The sequence below is a fragment of the Lacticaseibacillus daqingensis genome, assembly GCF_003946115.1.
GTDB classification, from domain to species: Bacteria; Bacillota; Bacilli; order Lactobacillales; family Lactobacillaceae; genus Lacticaseibacillus; species Lacticaseibacillus daqingensis.
This window is the reverse complement of the sequence record NZ_RHOH01000003.1, coordinates 121,950-136,223: the sequence shown is the minus strand read 5'-3', so window position 1 is coordinate 136,223 and position 14,274 is coordinate 121,950. Positions and strand designations below refer to the sequence as shown.

The 14,274-nt window shown below is 62.2% G+C and carries 14 protein-coding genes; 6 read left to right on the top strand and 8 right to left on the bottom strand.

The window, feature by feature from the left end:
* The 3 genes from EKM88_RS05450 to EKM88_RS05440 are packed head-to-tail and all read right to left on the bottom strand — an operon-like array spanning position 1 to position 1,918.
* Positions 1-948 (bottom strand): AEC family transporter, encoded by a 948-nt coding sequence (locus tag EKM88_RS05450; protein ID WP_125703972.1) that lies wholly within the window; start codon positions 946-948, stop codon positions 1-3.
* A gap of 53 nt (positions 949-1,001) precedes the next feature.
* On the bottom strand, positions 1,002-1,562 hold the full coding sequence (locus EKM88_RS05445) for a 5-formyltetrahydrofolate cyclo-ligase (protein ID WP_125703970.1): 561 nt from the start codon (positions 1,560-1,562) through the stop codon (positions 1,002-1,004).
* Complete coding sequence (locus EKM88_RS05440; RefSeq protein ID WP_125703968.1) at positions 1,562-1,918, bottom strand: DUF488 domain-containing protein; 357 nt, start codon at positions 1,916-1,918, stop codon at positions 1,562-1,564. Before EKM88_RS05440 ends, EKM88_RS05445 begins: the two co-directional genes overlap by 1 nt.
* A gap of 125 nt (positions 1,919-2,043) precedes the next feature.
* Between EKM88_RS05440 and EKM88_RS05435 the strand changes: the two genes are divergently transcribed.
* The gene (locus EKM88_RS05435) at positions 2,044-2,952 is read left to right on the top strand and encodes a magnesium transporter CorA family protein (protein WP_164512012.1); all 909 of its coding nucleotides are present in this window, start codon (positions 2,044-2,046) and stop codon (positions 2,950-2,952) included.
* Positions 2,953-3,058: 106 nt separating this feature from the next.
* Here EKM88_RS05435 and EKM88_RS05430 read toward each other — a convergent pair whose 3' ends face one another.
* Together EKM88_RS05430 and EKM88_RS05425 are read right to left on the bottom strand one after the other, a co-directional pair.
* Positions 3,059-4,423: a class II fumarate hydratase gene (locus EKM88_RS05430; RefSeq protein ID WP_125703962.1), complete on the bottom strand. Its 1,365-nt coding sequence runs from the start codon at positions 4,421-4,423 to the stop codon at positions 3,059-3,061.
* Complete coding sequence (locus tag EKM88_RS05425; RefSeq protein ID WP_125703960.1) at positions 4,413-5,312, bottom strand: LysR family transcriptional regulator; 900 nt, start codon at positions 5,310-5,312, stop codon at positions 4,413-4,415. The genes EKM88_RS05430 and EKM88_RS05425 overlap by 11 nt, the downstream gene beginning before the upstream one ends.
* Before the next feature lie 103 nt (positions 5,313-5,415).
* Between EKM88_RS05425 and EKM88_RS05420 the strand changes: the two genes are divergently transcribed.
* Entirely contained in the window at positions 5,416-7,080 is a 1,665-nt protein-coding gene (locus EKM88_RS05420) for a malolactic enzyme (RefSeq protein ID WP_125703958.1), read from the top strand.
* A gap of 72 nt (positions 7,081-7,152) precedes the next feature.
* Here EKM88_RS05420 and EKM88_RS05415 read toward each other — a convergent pair whose 3' ends face one another.
* Complete coding sequence (locus EKM88_RS05415) at positions 7,153-7,653, bottom strand: thiol peroxidase (protein WP_125703956.1); 501 nt, start codon at positions 7,651-7,653, stop codon at positions 7,153-7,155.
* Between the two features lie 180 nt (positions 7,654-7,833).
* Between EKM88_RS05415 and EKM88_RS05410 the strand changes: the two genes are divergently transcribed.
* On the top strand, positions 7,834-8,328 hold the full coding sequence (locus EKM88_RS05410) for a flavodoxin domain-containing protein (protein WP_125703954.1): 495 nt from the start codon (positions 7,834-7,836) through the stop codon (positions 8,326-8,328).
* Between the two features lie 69 nt (positions 8,329-8,397).
* Here EKM88_RS05410 and pepF read toward each other — a convergent pair whose 3' ends face one another.
* Positions 8,398-10,209 (bottom strand): oligoendopeptidase F, encoded by a 1,812-nt coding sequence (pepF, locus tag EKM88_RS05405; RefSeq protein ID WP_125703952.1) that lies wholly within the window; start codon positions 10,207-10,209, stop codon positions 8,398-8,400.
* Positions 10,152-11,225, bottom strand: coding sequence for an Rgg/GadR/MutR family transcriptional regulator (locus tag EKM88_RS05400; RefSeq protein ID WP_164512011.1), 1,074 nt, complete (start codon positions 11,223-11,225; stop codon positions 10,152-10,154). The genes pepF and EKM88_RS05400 overlap by 58 nt, the downstream gene beginning before the upstream one ends.
* Positions 11,226-11,536: 311 nt before the next feature.
* Between EKM88_RS05400 and EKM88_RS05395 the strand changes: the two genes are divergently transcribed.
* From EKM88_RS05395 to EKM88_RS05385, 3 genes are read left to right on the top strand one after another with little or no spacing between them, the layout of a single operon-like run.
* Complete coding sequence (locus EKM88_RS05395) at positions 11,537-12,157, top strand: ABC transporter ATP-binding protein (RefSeq protein ID WP_225418440.1); 621 nt, start codon at positions 11,537-11,539, stop codon at positions 12,155-12,157.
* Entirely contained in the window at positions 12,154-13,053 is a 900-nt protein-coding gene (locus EKM88_RS05390; protein ID WP_125703945.1) for a hypothetical protein, read from the top strand. The genes EKM88_RS05395 and EKM88_RS05390 overlap by 4 nt, the downstream gene beginning before the upstream one ends.
* 3 nt (positions 13,054-13,056) lie before the next feature.
* Positions 13,057-14,241 carry a hypothetical protein gene (locus EKM88_RS05385; protein ID WP_125703943.1) on the top strand — a complete coding sequence of 395 codons (1,185 nt, stop codon included), beginning with the start codon at positions 13,057-13,059 and terminating at the stop codon, positions 14,239-14,241.
* Positions 14,242-14,274 lie beyond the last annotated feature (33 nt).

Below are 14,274 nucleotides of genomic sequence, written 5' to 3'. Positions count from 1 at the left end.
TCACCCGAGGTGTTGAACGGCGACCATGATCAGCGGGATGACGAGCATCGCGAGCAGGGTGGTCGCAGTGACAGTAATGGCAGCGTTGTTGGCGTCTGCCCCGTACAACTTGGCCACCACCGGGGCGTTGGTCATCACCGGCATGGCGGATTGCAGAATGAAGACCTGCTTCATCATCAGCGGCACCGGGGCCAGCGCGATCAATGCGGCCATCACCAACGGCGCGAGCACAAAGCGGCCGGCGCAGACGCCGAGCAACTCGCGGTCGACGTGAAGATGGGCTAGGCCCGCCTGGTGCATCGCAATGCCGATGAAAAACATCGAGCCGGGAATGGTCAGCGCGCCGATGTAGTTGAGGTCGGTCATGATGAAGGCCGGCAACCGTAGCCGCAGCAACACTAGCAGCACCCCGGCGATGAAGCCGAGCAGCGGTGGGGAGAAGATCTTGCCCAGGGTTTGGCGCCAGTTGAAGCGCGCGGCGTGCGGGCCATCGCGCTGAATCAGCGCCACGCCCAGCGTCCAGAAAATCGTGGTGTTGGCCATGTAGTAGACGAGCACGTAAGGCAGGCTCTTCGCGCCAAACAGGGCCAGGTTCACCGGCAGGCCGATGAACACGGTGTTGGAGTTGAAGAACATGGATTGAAACAGCCCCCGGTGGCGCGCAGGCACGCGCAACAGCCGCGTGGCCAGCAACGCGAGGCCGAACAAGACGGCCATCGACAAAACAGGGAACCGCAGCGCCGGCAGGAGCGCTCGGAGCTCACGGGCGGTGAAACGGCTACTGATGGTGACGATCATGTAGGCTGGTAGCGCCACTTGCGTCACCAGCTTGGCGATCACTTGACTGCTGCGGTCGGTGAACCATCCGGCGGCGGTCAACGCGTAGCCGATGGCGATCAAAATGAGAATTTCGCTCACGCCAGCAAGGCTGGCCAAAAAGACAGACAATGTGCAGAATCTCCTTCTAAAAAACCTGCGCCGATTTTGCGGCGCAGGGCGGCTCACAGGCGGTGAATGCCGGTTCGGGTAATCACCGTCTGAAGCAAGACATCGGTGGCTTCAATGGGCCAGGCCGCCGTGGACAGGGCCATCACCGGGGCCGCCAGCGTGACGGTCGCGCCGCGGTACTGCGCCAAGAAGCGGTCGTAGTAGCCGCCGCCAAAGCCGAGGCGCGCGTGGGTGTCCAGGGCGTACGCGATGCCGGGAACGATCACGAGGTCAACTTGATTGTTGACCTGCGCTTCGGCGTACGCAGGCTCGGGGATGCCGTATGGGCTGGTGATGCGGGCGGCAGGGCCGGGGTCGGGCAAAAACGCCATCTGCCGGTGCGGCATCGTTTTGGGCAGGAAGACCTGCTTGCCGGCGGCCAGGGCCGCTTGGATCAGCGGCGCGGTGGGCACCTCGATCGGACTGGCCACGGTGGTCGCGATCGTGCGGGCCTGCTGCCACTCCGGCAGGGTCATCAGGGTCGCCAGCAGGGCAGGCCCGGCCGCCTGGGTCTCAGGGGCCGCGGCCTTGAGCCGGGCGAGCTGGTGCTTGCGGTAGTCTGGTTTTGGCTGCATCACCCGAGCTTCTCCTTCAGGTAGTCTGCCAGCACGGTGGCGTTGTTGTGCGCCTCGTCCTTCGCGCCGAACAGCAAGAGGACCGGGCCTTCGGTGATCGCCTGGACTTGCTTCAAAAAGTCTGGGGTGGCGGGGTTGGCATCCAACTCAGCGACATAGCGGCTGACGAATTCTTCGGCCTTGGCCTCATCGTGGCCGAACCACTTGCGCAGCTCGGTGGATGGGGCGATGGCTTTGGCCCAGTCGTCCAACGCGGCGTTGACCTTACTGATGCCGCGCGGCCAAACGCGGTCGACCAGCATGCGGTAGCCCTGCGGTTGCTCATGCGCGTAAATCCGAACGGGAATGTATTCCATCATATCGCCTCCTACCCCGATTAAAGCAGGCTGGGTGCACCGCGTCAAGCCGTCCTGGTCACGACGGCGCTTTCATGGACGACGACTGGCGCGTTTGGCTACAATTAAAAGAGGAGGTGAGTGCGATGCATCAAACCTATGCAATCCCGACCGGTGGCGCGTGGCACAACTATGAAAGCGCTAAAGAAGCCGAGGTCCTGGCGCTGGCAGCGCAGGCCGCGATTCCCGACGACTACCTGTTGGCCGCGCTGGATCCCCATGAGGAGCCGCACGCTGAGGGGCTGACCGGAGACGCGGTCGCACCGCTGCTCATTGTGCTGCGCCAGCCGGTGGTCACGGTCAGCGCCAATGGGGACGCCGGCTTTGCCACACAGCCCTTGGCGCTAATCCTGGTGGACAAGGACCTGATCACCATCACCGCCGGCCCGCTGCGGCTCAAAAACGCGTTTTTGACCGCGTTAGACTCGGCGTCCTCGGCCAGCGGGTTGGCGCTGAACTTCATCTGGCAGGTGCTCCACCAGTTCGTCGCGGACACGGATGTGATCGCTGCGCGAACGCAGGAGATGGAAGCCAAGGTGGGGCGCTCGTCGCACAACACCCTGCTGTACGAGATCATGACGCTGGGCAAAAGCCTCGTGTTCTTCGGCGCGGCCCTGGCTGGCAGTCAAACGGTGATCGACGCCTTGATGGCCAGCGAACAGCACTTCACCCACGAGCAGGACCACTGGCGGCTGCGACGCGTGGCGATCGAAGTGCGCGAAGCGGTGACGCTGGCGCACAGCACTGAAGCCATCCTTGACCAGTACAACACGGCGATCTCGGCGGTGGTGGCCAACAACCTGAACCTGATCATGAAGGTGCTGACTTCCGTGTCGATCATCATGACTATCCCGACCATCGTCTCCGGCCTGTGGGGGCAAAACACTTGGCTGCCGTTTCAAGACCGCGCCTGGGGCTTTTGGGCCACCATCCTGATCGCCGGGGTGCTGTGCGGCCTGACCGCTTGGTGGCTGAAGCGCAAGGACTATTTCTAATGTTAAGAGAAGTACGCCCACGATCAAAAGGACGCTCAGCCAGCCCACGGAATGGGGGTTGGTCGAGCGTCCTTTTTGGCAGGTGCGATTCGGGGCGCTCGCCGGGTCAGGCGTTCGTCATCTTCAGTGGGTCGACCCACGCGGCGTACTGCGCAGCGGTCACGCGCCCAGATGCCAGTGCCGCTGCTTGCAGCGTCAGGCCCTGGGCTTGGGCGGCCTGGGCGATCTGCGCGCTGGCTTCGTAGCCGATGTGCGGTGCCAAGGCGGTGACCAGCATCAGCGACTGGTCGACCAGCTGGCGCATCCGGTCGGCGTTGGCGGTGAGTCCTTGCACCAGCAGGCGGTCGAACTGGGCCATGCCGCCGGTCAGCAGGGTGCAGCTGTCGAGAAAGCTCGCGATGATGACCGGCTTGTACACGTTGAGCTCGAAGTTGCCTTGGCTGGCCGCCACGGTCAGGGTGGTGTCGTTGCCCATCACGCGGGTGGCGATCATGGTCAGCGCCTCGGCCTGCGTCGGGTTGACCTTGCCGGGCATGATGGAGCTGCCGGGTTCGTTGGCCGGGATCGTTAGCTCGCCGTAGCCACCGCGGGGGCCGCTGGCGAGAAAGCGGATGTCGTTGGCGATTTTGAGCAAATCGGCCGCTAGCGTCCGCAGTGCGCCATGCACCGCCGCCAGCTCGCTGTGGCTGGCCAGCCCGTGGAACTTGTTGGGCATGCTGGTGAACGGCACCCCGGTGGCGGCCGCGATCGCCGCCACCATCGCCTGAGTCTGCGCCGGGGTGGTGTTCAGCCCGGTGCCCACGGCGGTCCCACCGAGTGCCAGCCCCAGCAGCTGCGGCTGCAGCACCTTGAGTGTGGCCAGGTCCTGATCCAGGGTGGCGACCCAGCCGGAGAGCTCCTGGCCGAACGTCAGCGGCGTGGCGTCCTGCAGGTGAGTGCGCCCGAGCTTGACGGTGTGCGTGTACGCGGTGGCTTTTTCGGCCAGGCTGTTGCGCAGATGCGTAGTGGCGGCGATGGTGGCGCTGACCGCCGGGTACGCCGCCAGGTGCATCGCGGTCGGGAAGGTATCGTTGCTGCTTTGGCCACAGTTGACGTGGTCATTGGGTCGCACGAGCTGCCCCAGCAAGGCGCTGGCACGGTGGGCGAGCACCTCGTTGACGTTCATGTTGGTTTGCGTGCCGCTGCCAGTTTGGTAGACGTGCAGGGGAAAATGCGCCATCAGCTGGTCGTCAGGGAGTGCCAAGAGAGCGGCGGCGGCCTGGTCGATGGCGGCGGCGACTGGCGCTTTCAGTGCGCCGGTTTGACCGTTGACGGTGGCCGCGGCCTGCTTGATTGTGATGAGGCCGCGGATCACCGCAACGGGCATCAGGGGGCCGACGGTGAAGTTGTGGCGGGAACGCTCTGTCTGCGGGCCCCACCAGACGTCATCAGGTAGTTCAACGGGGCCAAGGGAATCTTTTTCAATGCGCATGCGGGTCTCCTTCTTGAGGCGTGGTGAGGATCTGAATGAAATCACGAAGCGTGGGGCGAGGCACCAGTCGCGCGGCGGTCACGAGCTGCACCTCAAAGCGTGGCTGACCGGGGTCGTCGAGCGGAATCGCCACGAGGTCATCGGCGGGGCTGACCGCCACCGCGGCCAGCAGGGCCACGCCGACGTGGGCGTGCACGAGCTGCTTGAGGCTGCCCACGTCTGGGGTGGTGAACACCACGTTGGGCGGTGTGTTGCTGGTGCTGGCAAACCACGCCAGTGCCTTGCTGTGGACAAAACTCTCCGTCAGCGTGACAAACGGGAGTGCTTCGGTGTCAGCAAAGCTGAGGGCGGTGCGGTCCGCCAGCGGGTGATCCCGCGGTACCACCAAGGTGAAGGGCACGCTGGCCAGGTGCTCCCGGTGCAACCCCGGGGCCACCAATGGGCCGCTGGCGCCAAGCAGCGCGGCATCGAGGTGACCGGTGCGCAGTTGGGTCAGCAGGCGGGTGGAGCCGTGCTCGTGCACCACCAGCTGCGGCATCAGCCCCGCATCGCGCAAGGCTGGCGCAAACCGCGGAAAGTAGGTGCTCCCGATGATGGGCGGCAGGCCCAGCTGGATCTTTGGCGTGTCGGCGCGCGCCAGCTCCGCGGTCGCCAGGGCGAGCTCGCGGTTGATGACGCGGGCGCGGGCGGCCAGCTGCTGGCCGGCCGGCGTCACCACCAGTTGTGCGTGGCTCTTATCGCGCACCATCAGCTGCGTGCCAAACTGGGCTTCCAGCCGCTTCAGGGCCATCGTGATGGTCGGCTGGCTGACGCCGAAGTGCGCCGCCACTTGCGAGAAGTTGCCAAGGACGCACAGTTGTTCAAAATACGCGAGGTCGCGCGTGTTCATGGGGTCACCTCCTCATATCAACAAATCGTATCACAACCAGCGGATTTGACTATCTTTTTTTGCGTGCGGTAGGCTGGAGGCATCAACTGACTCGGAGGCCATCATGATTTATACCTTACAACAACTGCTGCACGATCCGTTTTTGAACAAGGGCACCGCATTCACCCAAGCGGAGCGCGATGCCTATGGGCTCAATGGCCTGCTACCGCCAAGCGTCCAGACGCTGGCGCAGCAGGTGGCCGCGGCCTATGCGCAATACAGCCAAAAGCCCACTGACCTGGCCAAGCGCCAGTTTCTGATGCAGCTGTTCAACGTCAATCACGTGCTGTTTTACCGGCTGTTTGCCGAGCACGTGGCGGAGTTCATGCCGGTGGTGTACGACCCGACGATCGCCGAGACGATCGAGCATTACAGCGCGTGGTTTGTCGAGCCGCAAAACGCGACGTACCTGAGCATCGACGATCAGGAGCACCTTGAAGCGGCGCTGCGCCACGCCGCCAACGGCCGGGATATCCGGCTGATCGTGGTGACCGACGCAGAAGGGATCTTGGGCATCGGTGACTGGGGGACGCAAGGGGTGGACATCGCGGTGGGCAAGCTGATGGTGTACACCGCGGCGGCCGGCATCGACCCCAGCCAGGTACTGCCGGTGGTGCTGGACGCGGGCACGAACAATCCGGCGCTTTTGGCTGATCCGCAGTACCTCGGCGTGCGCCACGCGCGCGTGGCGGGGCCGACTTACCGCGCGTTCGTCGACCGCTTCGTCAGCGCGGCCACAGGCTTGTTCCCCAAGCTGTACCTGCACTGGGAGGACTTTGGGCGCGCCAATGCGGCCGACATTCTGGCCCAGTACCAGGATCAGCTGACAACGTTTAACGACGACATTCAAGGCACCGGCATCATTGTGCTGGCCGGGCTACTGGGCGCTTTGAACATCTCGGGGCAAAAGCTGACGGATCAAGTGTACGTCTGCTTTGGCGCCGGCACCGCGGGGGCCGGCATCGTGGCGCGGGTCTGCGCGCAGATGCAGGCTGCCGGGCTCAGTGAAAAAGCAGCCCGGGCGCGCTTTTACCTGGTGGATAAGCAGGGCCTCCTGTTTGCCGACGACCCCACGCTGACGCCGGCGCAGCGACCGTTTGCCCGAGACCGCCGCGAGTTCACGGCGCCGGAGACGCTCACCGACTTGGCGCACGTGGTGGCCGCGGTGCACCCCACCGTTCTGGTCGGCACGTCGACGCAACCCGGCGCGTTCACCGAGCCCCTGATCCGTGACATGGCCGCCCACACGCCGCGCCCGGTCATCTTCCCGATTTCCAACCCGACTAAGTTGATGGAGGCCACCGCCGCGGACCTGATTCGCTGGACTGAGGGGCGGGCACTGGTCGCCACCGGCATTCCGTCGGCGCCGGTCACGGATAACGGCGTGACCTACACGATCGGGCAGGCCAACAACGCCTTGATCTACCCAGGGCTGGGCCTGGGCACGATCGCCGTGGCCAGCAGCCGGCTGAGCGATGGTATGATTGCCGCGGCGGCGCACAGCCTCAGCGGGCTGGTCGACCCGACCGCGCCCGGGGCGGCGGTACTGCCCCCGGTCAAGGATCTGGCCCACTTCTCGTGCCTGGTGGCCGAAGCGGTGGCCAAGGCGGCCGTTGCGGAAGGGTTGAACCAACAGTCCGTCACGGATGTCGCCGCCACCGTCGCCGCCGCACAGTGGCACCCGGACTACCAGCCGCTGCCGGAGACGGTCACCGTCAAGCTGGCCTGACCTGCCAAAAAAGCCCTATGCCCCCACACGCGCATTTGCGCGTTGCAGGGGCATGGGGCTTTTGACGATCGCTTAGGCGTGAGCCGTGTGTGCCTCGAGGTAGGCGAGGGCGGCATCGTAGTCCGGTTCCTCGGTTTGCTCAAGGATCAGCTCGCGGTAAACGATGTGGCCGGTCGGCGCAATGATCCAGACGCTGCGCGCGTCCGTGTGGTTGTCCGGCACGAACAGGCCCATTGCGCGACCGAAGTCGCCACTTTCGTCGGACACCAGCTGGATGTGGTGCACGTTTTCGGCGGCGCACCAGTTCTGCTGCTGGTCGCGGGTGTTCGTGGACACCGTGTAAAAGCGAATATCCGGGAAGGCATCCATGGCGACGTTGAAGTTTTTGGTTGAGACGCTGCAGACGCGCGTGTTGATGTCCGGCACAACGCTGATCAGGCTGTAGTGGCCAGTCAGGTCAGCGGTGGTCAGCGGCGTGGTGGCGGTTTGAAGCGTGAAGGCCGGCAGAGCGTGGCCGATCATCGGCGGCGTCCCATTGGTTTCTTGTGGGGTACCATGACGGGTGATTTGCATGAGGAACCTCCTTAGACTTGATCTGCCTCCAGTTTACCACATTGGCGGAACTATTTCGATTGTACGCAATTAAGTTTCAATTTGATGACAAATCTGCGGTGCAATTGAGCCGGCAAAGGCCGCTCTGTTACAATACAGAGGAGCAGTCTTGACACAGGTACCCACGAAGGAGGCGGGGAGATGGCAAAAATGGTGATTGTTTATACGTCTCAAACCGGCTTCACGCAGCAGTATGCGTTGCACATCGCGCGCGAGTTTCACTGTGAGGTCATCGACAGTAAGTTCATCACCGAAGCAGAACTGGCCGCAGCCAAAGTGGTGGTTTATGGCGGTCACCTCTGGGGGGACACGGTTGGCGGCTTTGCGCGGTTTTACCGCCGTTACGCCACGGTGTTGCCTGAGTATCTGCTGGTGTTTGGCACCGGCGTGATGGCGGAGGCTCAGGTCGATGCGGCCCGCGTCCGGGCGCGCAGCTTCCAAGCGTGCGCGCAGGCGCCGCAGTTCTTCTATTTTCGGGGGCGCGTCGACCCCAAAACACTACCGGTGCGGCTGCGCGTGATGTTTCACCTGACGCGCTCGGCGGATAACCCCACGGCCGCGCCGCCGCAGATCGAGGTGGTGAAGCCGCTACTGCGGGCCGCGCACAAGCTGGATGACCTCGGCCTACTGAATTGAGTCCAAGCAAAATGCGCGTTGCAACTGGCTGGGAGTCAGCCCTTGCAACGCGCATTTGAAGTCTTTCCGCTAATCTGTGAGACTGGCGCTGAGCGCTTCGATCTGACGCTCGGTGTCATCGAGAAAGGCGATCATGGCCTTCAGGGCCGAATCAGTGGTGATGTCCACCCCGGCCACGGCGGCGGCTTCGACCGGTGGCAGGCTGTCGCCCAGCGTCAGGAAGTGCTGCCAGTCGGTGATCGCCGGCTGGCCGTCTGCCTTCACCCGCAGGTACGCACCGGTGGAAACGACCATCGCGGCGGAGTAGGTGTAGGAGTACAGCCCCATGTAGTAGTGACTCTGGCGCATCCAGGTCAGCTCCGGTTGGCCGTCATCGAGGTCCACGGCGTCCCCCCAGAACTGCTGGAGGACGCCTTTTTTGATCTGGTTCAGGCGCGCGGCATCAAAGGATTCACCCGCGTCGATCAGGCGGTAGACCTCACGCTGGAATGCGGCCTCCAGCAGGTGGGTGACGCAGTTGTGGAAGTAGGTGTCCGACAGCAGGCGCGATAAGGCGAAGCGCTTCATGCGCGGTGAGTCGGCCTGCGCGATCAGGCTGTGCGTCAACAGCAGCTCGTGGAAGGTCGACGGACCTTCCACAATGTAGGTGGAGGGCTCGTGACCCAAGATGCTGTGGTGGGTATCGGCGAGGCTCATCTGACCGGTGTGTCCAAGTTCGTGGATCAGCGTGTAAATGGCCGGCAGGGTGTCGCTCCAGCTCATCAGGACATACGGGTGCACGCCGTACGGTTTGGTCGCAAACGCGCCGGACTCCTTGCCCACGTTGGCGGCAAAATCGACCCAGCGCTCTGGAAAGGCGCGGCCGATCAAGGCCTGGTAATCCGGCCCCATCGGCGCAAGCGCCGCCTGCACGTAATCGGGCGCATGGTCAAGCGTGACCTGCGGCGCAAAGGTCGGGTCAAGGTCGATCTGCAGGTCGGTGTAGCCAATGTGATCGAGCCCCCACAGTTGCTTGATGTGGGTGACGTAGCGCCGCATCACAGGCGCAAGCCCGGTCATGATGCCGTCGATCTGACGGTCAAACATCGCGCGCGTGACCTCCTGCGGGGCCAGCAGGTAGTCGATCACCGAGTCGTACCCACGCATGGTTGCCAGGGCCTTCTCCTTGGCGACCTGCGCGTAGTAACCAGCCGCCATACCGTTTTGATACTTGGCTAGGGTCGCGCAGAACTGGTGGTACGCCGCGCGCCGCACCGCGGTGTCGGGGTGCTTCTGGTAGATCTCCTCGTAGCTGACGAACGACAGCGGGTAATCCGTGCCGGCCACCGTGAAGTGACCGAAGTCCATGTCGGCAAACACGCTGTTGCCGCGAATGTTGCTCGGTGCATCCAAGGTTGGCCCGAGCTCGGCGAGCACTTTTTCCGCCGCCGGGGCCAAGGCGCTGGCTTGAGTCAGCTTGATGTGGCGAATGTAGGCCGCCATGTCTTCATCGTGAGCGGCCACGGCGTCCAGCACCGCGGCAGGCTGTTGCTGCAGCTCGGCGGTCAAAAACGTCAGCTGCCCGTTGATGCTGGCGGTCAGCGTGTTGATGCGATTGGCGCGGGCGTCTGCGGCCGCGTCGGTGGTGTCGGCGCTGGCCGGCAAAAAGGCGTAGTGGTTCAGGTGGTCGATGATGGTCGCGAGGTTCGCATAGTCTTCCAATGCGTCGATGATGACCGGCGCTTCGGTGAGGCGACCGGTGTACATCCTGGCAAAATCGTGCGTGAGTTCCTTGAGGCGGTTGATGTCGGCCTCGAATTCGGTGTCGGTGGCATAGATGGCCGTCAGGTCCCAAGTTTCCTTGGGGTCAACAGCGGCGCGGGTGAGTGGGGTTGTGGGCATGAGTAAACTCCTTTGTTAGTGGACACGGCAAGTGACGCGTGGTCGGAATGAGTGATGCGTAACAAACTGGCTTCATTATAACAGAATGAGCAAACGGTGAGTGGGCGCGCTAAGATATCGGTGAATCTGTCAGCGTGGCCAACTAGCGTCGCCAACCAGCGTCGCTCCTTGAGGGCAAAATGAGGCGAGATGGCGTCCAGCGCCGTAACAAACTGATCCAGTGCCGGTTGCTTTTCCGGTCGCTCCTGCGCCGCGAGGAAGAGCTGAATCAGGTGGACCTGAGCGCTGAGATAAAATGCGTTGGCGGGTAGCTGCTTGACCTCGATCAGTGCGATCAGTTGCCGGGCGGTGGTGAAGTCACGCGCGTTGAGCGAGGCAATCATCGTATTGAAAAGCGCTTGTACGAATAAAATCCGCGAGTGCGGCGTATTGTGTTTGGCAAAAAAGCCAGTCATCATCTTGCGTTGCAAGTCCGCTTGAACGGCCGGGGCTAAAAAGGCGATGGTATCAATATAAAGGGCGAACTCGAAGTCGTACCAGACTTCTGTGCGTACCAGATAGGTTTGCACGGCCAATGAGTCTGCCTCAGTTAGCCGGGCGCTTGAGTCATTGTGGATGTCGAGGATGAAGGCCTTGATGATAATGGTGCGGAGATGATCGATCAAGGTCCCCGATTGCGTTGCGCGGATTTGCCAGTCCTTGAGCATCTGCTGTGCCGCACGGTCACTTTCATCGAGGGTGACCCGGAACAACTGAAGCTTGAACTCATACTCGGTTCTCTGTGAGGTCGCATTGGGTTGCTGGGCGTGGTAGCGACTAAAGAACTCTTCGATGTCCATATTGACATTGCGTAACAGTGTCAGAAAGTTCTCCAGTGAAATGCCCACTTTGCCCTGCTCGAACCGAGAGACCGTTCCAAGCGTGATGTCTCCGCTGACCTCTTTCATGAGCAGGTGACGATCGGTCCGGATCTGGCGGAAAAATTCGCCATAGGTTTGCGGTGTTGATTGATTCAACTTTGGACTCATACGCTTTCGGTCCTTCTTGATCGGATTAAATTCAAATCTAATTTTGACCAACCAGTTGCAAATAGTCAACTCACCAACCTAAAAGGACGTTGTTATGATAATATTCTGTAAAGAAGATAAATTGTCAGCAAGCGAAACTGATCGGTGCGCGTGAGGGCAGGTCAACATCAAGCCAGCGTGATGCACGACCAATTCATTGAGCGGGCCATCGCGACGCATGGAATGAGGGCAGGGGTATGCTAACCATTGAGGATTTAAGTTTTAAATTTCACCGCCAAAGCGTGTTCGCACACGCGCAGATGCAATTACTGACACCTGGCGTCTTTGGGCTGGTGGCACCCAACGGTAGTGGGAAGTCGACACTGCTGAACCTGATCGCGGGACTGCTGCGGCCGCAATCGGGCACCATCACGATTGACGGACAGCCCAACACCACGCGCCAAGTGTTCAAACAGGTGGCCTACTTGCAGGATAATCGGGTGCTATATCCTTATCTGACCGGTCGGGCGCACCTGGATTTTGTTGCGGCGACCCATCATCTGGATCAGGCGCACGTCGCCGCTGTGGCCGAGCAACTGAAGGCCAGCGCGTTTTTGGACCGGCGTGTGCGCAAGTACTCGCTGGGGATGAAACAGCGACTGTTGATGGTGATGGCGTTGGTGACCGATGCGCCGCTGATTTTACTGGATGAGCCGCTGAATGGACTTGACCCGACCTGCTTGCGCCTTGTACACGAGGCCATTTTGGCGCAGGCAAGCCAAGGTAAAACGGTGTTGGTGTCATCGCACAACCTGCCCGAGCTAAGCCGGGTCACACAGGACATCTGGTTCTTGCACGATCAGCAGTTGCAGCATGAAGTTGTCAGTTCCGAGCAGGCGGCGGCAACGCGGTACGCCGAGCTGTACGAGGCAGTGGAATGACAGTCCTTAGGTTCGAGTGGCGCCGACTTTGGGCCAGCCGGCTGGCGTGGGGGCTCGCGCTGACGCTGGTGTTGCTGTGTGGCGCAGTGTTTGGGCTGACAACGGTGCGTCAGGCGCAGCTGCGCCACACGATGCAAGCGGCGCTGACGGCACGCCAAAAGGGGCTCGCGGTGCAGACTGCGATGTGGCGTGAGCTGCCACCGACCGTGCGTGATCCGGCCATGCAGGCCGCTGCGCAGTTGCAGACGCAATTGACCCGTCAGCAGCGGGCCTTGCGTCAGCGAAACAACCGCGCGTTTTTGCAGGCGCGCATTCGCCAGGCCGAGCTGGAGCTCAGTCCAGTGCCGGTGGCACTTCGTGAAGTTGTGGGGATCGGGAACCTGAAGGCCGTGGTCCCGGCCGCCACCCAGACGCAACTGCGCCAGGACCGTGCGTGCTTACAGCAGGGATTGGGCATTGAGCAATCTGGCAGTGCCACGCGCGCACCGAATTTTGTGGTCGATTGGCTGACGCTTCTGGCCACGCCGCTTGCGAGCACGATCGCGGTCCTGCTGGTGATCAGTGCGTGGGGATTCCCGCAATTAAGCCCGCAGCACGACTGGATGCAGTTGAACCTGCCGAACCGCTGGGGGTGGCCGGTGACACACTGGCTGGCCGTGATGGGACTGTGGCTGCTTTTGCTTGGCCTTTCACTGGGGGTGGCAATGGGATTAGCCCTTGGGCTGGGTCAGCCGTTGATCGGCGGCACGGCAGGTTGGCTGACCCACGCGCCGGGTGAAGTGGCCCCGCTGCTTCAGCTGGTGAGTGAACTCGGCCGGTCGCTTGTCACGTTTGGGTGTGGCGCCGCACTGATGATGGGGCTGGTGGCGTTCGGCGCACACTGGCGAAGGGGGTAGGTCATGGGGACTTGGATTCGCTTTGAGTGGCGGAAGCAACATGCCCGGTGGTGGCTTTGGCCGCTGGTGTTGGTGATCGTTGGGGTCGGCGTGTTTGGTGCCAGTCAGCAAAAAGCGGCCCAGCAACGCTTCTTAGTGCGCTATCGGCAGTCGGTCACCGAAATGGTCAAGCGCAATGAATGGTTCGTGCCGGAACAACAAGCGCTGGCCAGCTCTGCGCGCACCTATAACCGTTGGTATGTGACCACGCTCGGGATCACGTCGGGCAAGCGTGCGCAGACCCCAGATAACCTAGGCATCAGCCTGCGCAATGCGGCAGATCTCACCGGTGCGACCGGCTGGTATGGGTTTCAGTCGCAGATGCTACGGGCGTACGAGCGTGGCCGGCTGATCGAGGCGCGCGGCCTAACTGGCCCTTATCCGTTTAGCATGACCTTCACCGACCAAGAACTGGCCGCCATGCCGAAAATTGACCAGCAAACGGTGCGGCGGTGGTCGCCGCAATTTGCGGTGCAGGGGTTCGATTACCTGGTGTGGTTGATTCGGCAAAACGCACCGGCGTACCTGCTGTTGCTTGCCACGCTGTTGTTTGGCGGCAATTTTGCCAGTGAGCTGGGGCGCGGTCGGGCGCACAGTGATTGGTTGCGGCTACAAGGTCAGTCCACCGTCGCGCAGGTGTTGCTGCAAGGCGGCCTGCTGTTTTGCCGGCTCGTCGGCTTCACCCTGCTGCCGCTGGCACTCATCACAGGCGTTGTGGGGCTACGCGAAGGCTTTGGGGCGTTGCGGTTGCCGCTGGATGGCTATGTGTACAATGCACCGTTTGATCAGTTTGCGTCAGGGTTCATCGATGTGGGGCAGGTGATCGGTCGCGCAACGGTGCTGACCGTGGCCCTGGCGGCCGTCATTACTGCCGCAACACTGCTACTTGCGAGCCTGATCGCCAATGGATGGCTGACGGCCGTGGGGAGTGCGTTGCTGGTCGCCCTGTTTCTGATTACGCCACCGATCACGTGGTTGCCGCTGACCTACTTCAAGCAAGCCGGAATTGCGTTAGGAGAAACCGCGTTCTTGACCGATAACGTCGCACTGCAAACGCAAACCGGCGTGTTGACGTGTTTGGCTTGGACAGTCGGACTGGCACTGCTCATCGCCGGTGTTCAGTGGCGACAACGCAGAATGGTTGCATGAGGTTTCTGGCGCGCACCGTCATCGGACTTAATA

Bases quoted from the DNA above. Each gene is read 5' to 3' on its own strand.
- EKM88_RS05410 (WP_125703954.1), top strand. From the start codon at position 7,834: ATGGCAAAAATGGTGATTGTTTATACGTCTCAAACCGGCTTCACGCAG.
- EKM88_RS05425 (WP_125703960.1), bottom strand. From the start codon at position 5,312: ATGAACACGCGCGACCTCGCGTATTTTGAACAACTGTGCGTCCTTGGC.
- EKM88_RS05420 (WP_125703958.1), top strand. From the start codon at position 5,416: ATGATTTATACCTTACAACAACTGCTGCACGATCCGTTTTTGAACAAG.
- EKM88_RS05435 (WP_164512012.1), top strand. From the start codon at position 2,044: ATGCATCAAACCTATGCAATCCCGACCGGTGGCGCGTGGCACAACTAT.
- EKM88_RS05390 (WP_125703945.1), top strand. From the start codon at position 12,154: ATGACAGTCCTTAGGTTCGAGTGGCGCCGACTTTGGGCCAGCCGGCTG.
- pepF (WP_125703952.1), bottom strand. From the start codon at position 10,209: ATGCCCACAACCCCACTCACCCGCGCCGCTGTTGACCCCAAGGAAACT.
- EKM88_RS05430 (WP_125703962.1), bottom strand. From the start codon at position 4,423: ATGCGCATTGAAAAAGATTCCCTTGGCCCCGTTGAACTACCTGATGAC.
- EKM88_RS05440 (WP_125703968.1), bottom strand. From the start codon at position 1,918: ATGGAATACATTCCCGTTCGGATTTACGCGCATGAGCAACCGCAGGGC.
- EKM88_RS05415 (WP_125703956.1), bottom strand. From the start codon at position 7,653: ATGCAAATCACCCGTCATGGTACCCCACAAGAAACCAATGGGACGCCG.
- EKM88_RS05445 (WP_125703970.1), bottom strand. From the start codon at position 1,562: ATGCAGCCAAAACCAGACTACCGCAAGCACCAGCTCGCCCGGCTCAAG.
- EKM88_RS05395 (WP_225418440.1), top strand. From the start codon at position 11,537: ATGCAATTACTGACACCTGGCGTCTTTGGGCTGGTGGCACCCAACGGT.
- EKM88_RS05385 (WP_125703943.1), top strand. From the start codon at position 13,057: ATGGGGACTTGGATTCGCTTTGAGTGGCGGAAGCAACATGCCCGGTGG.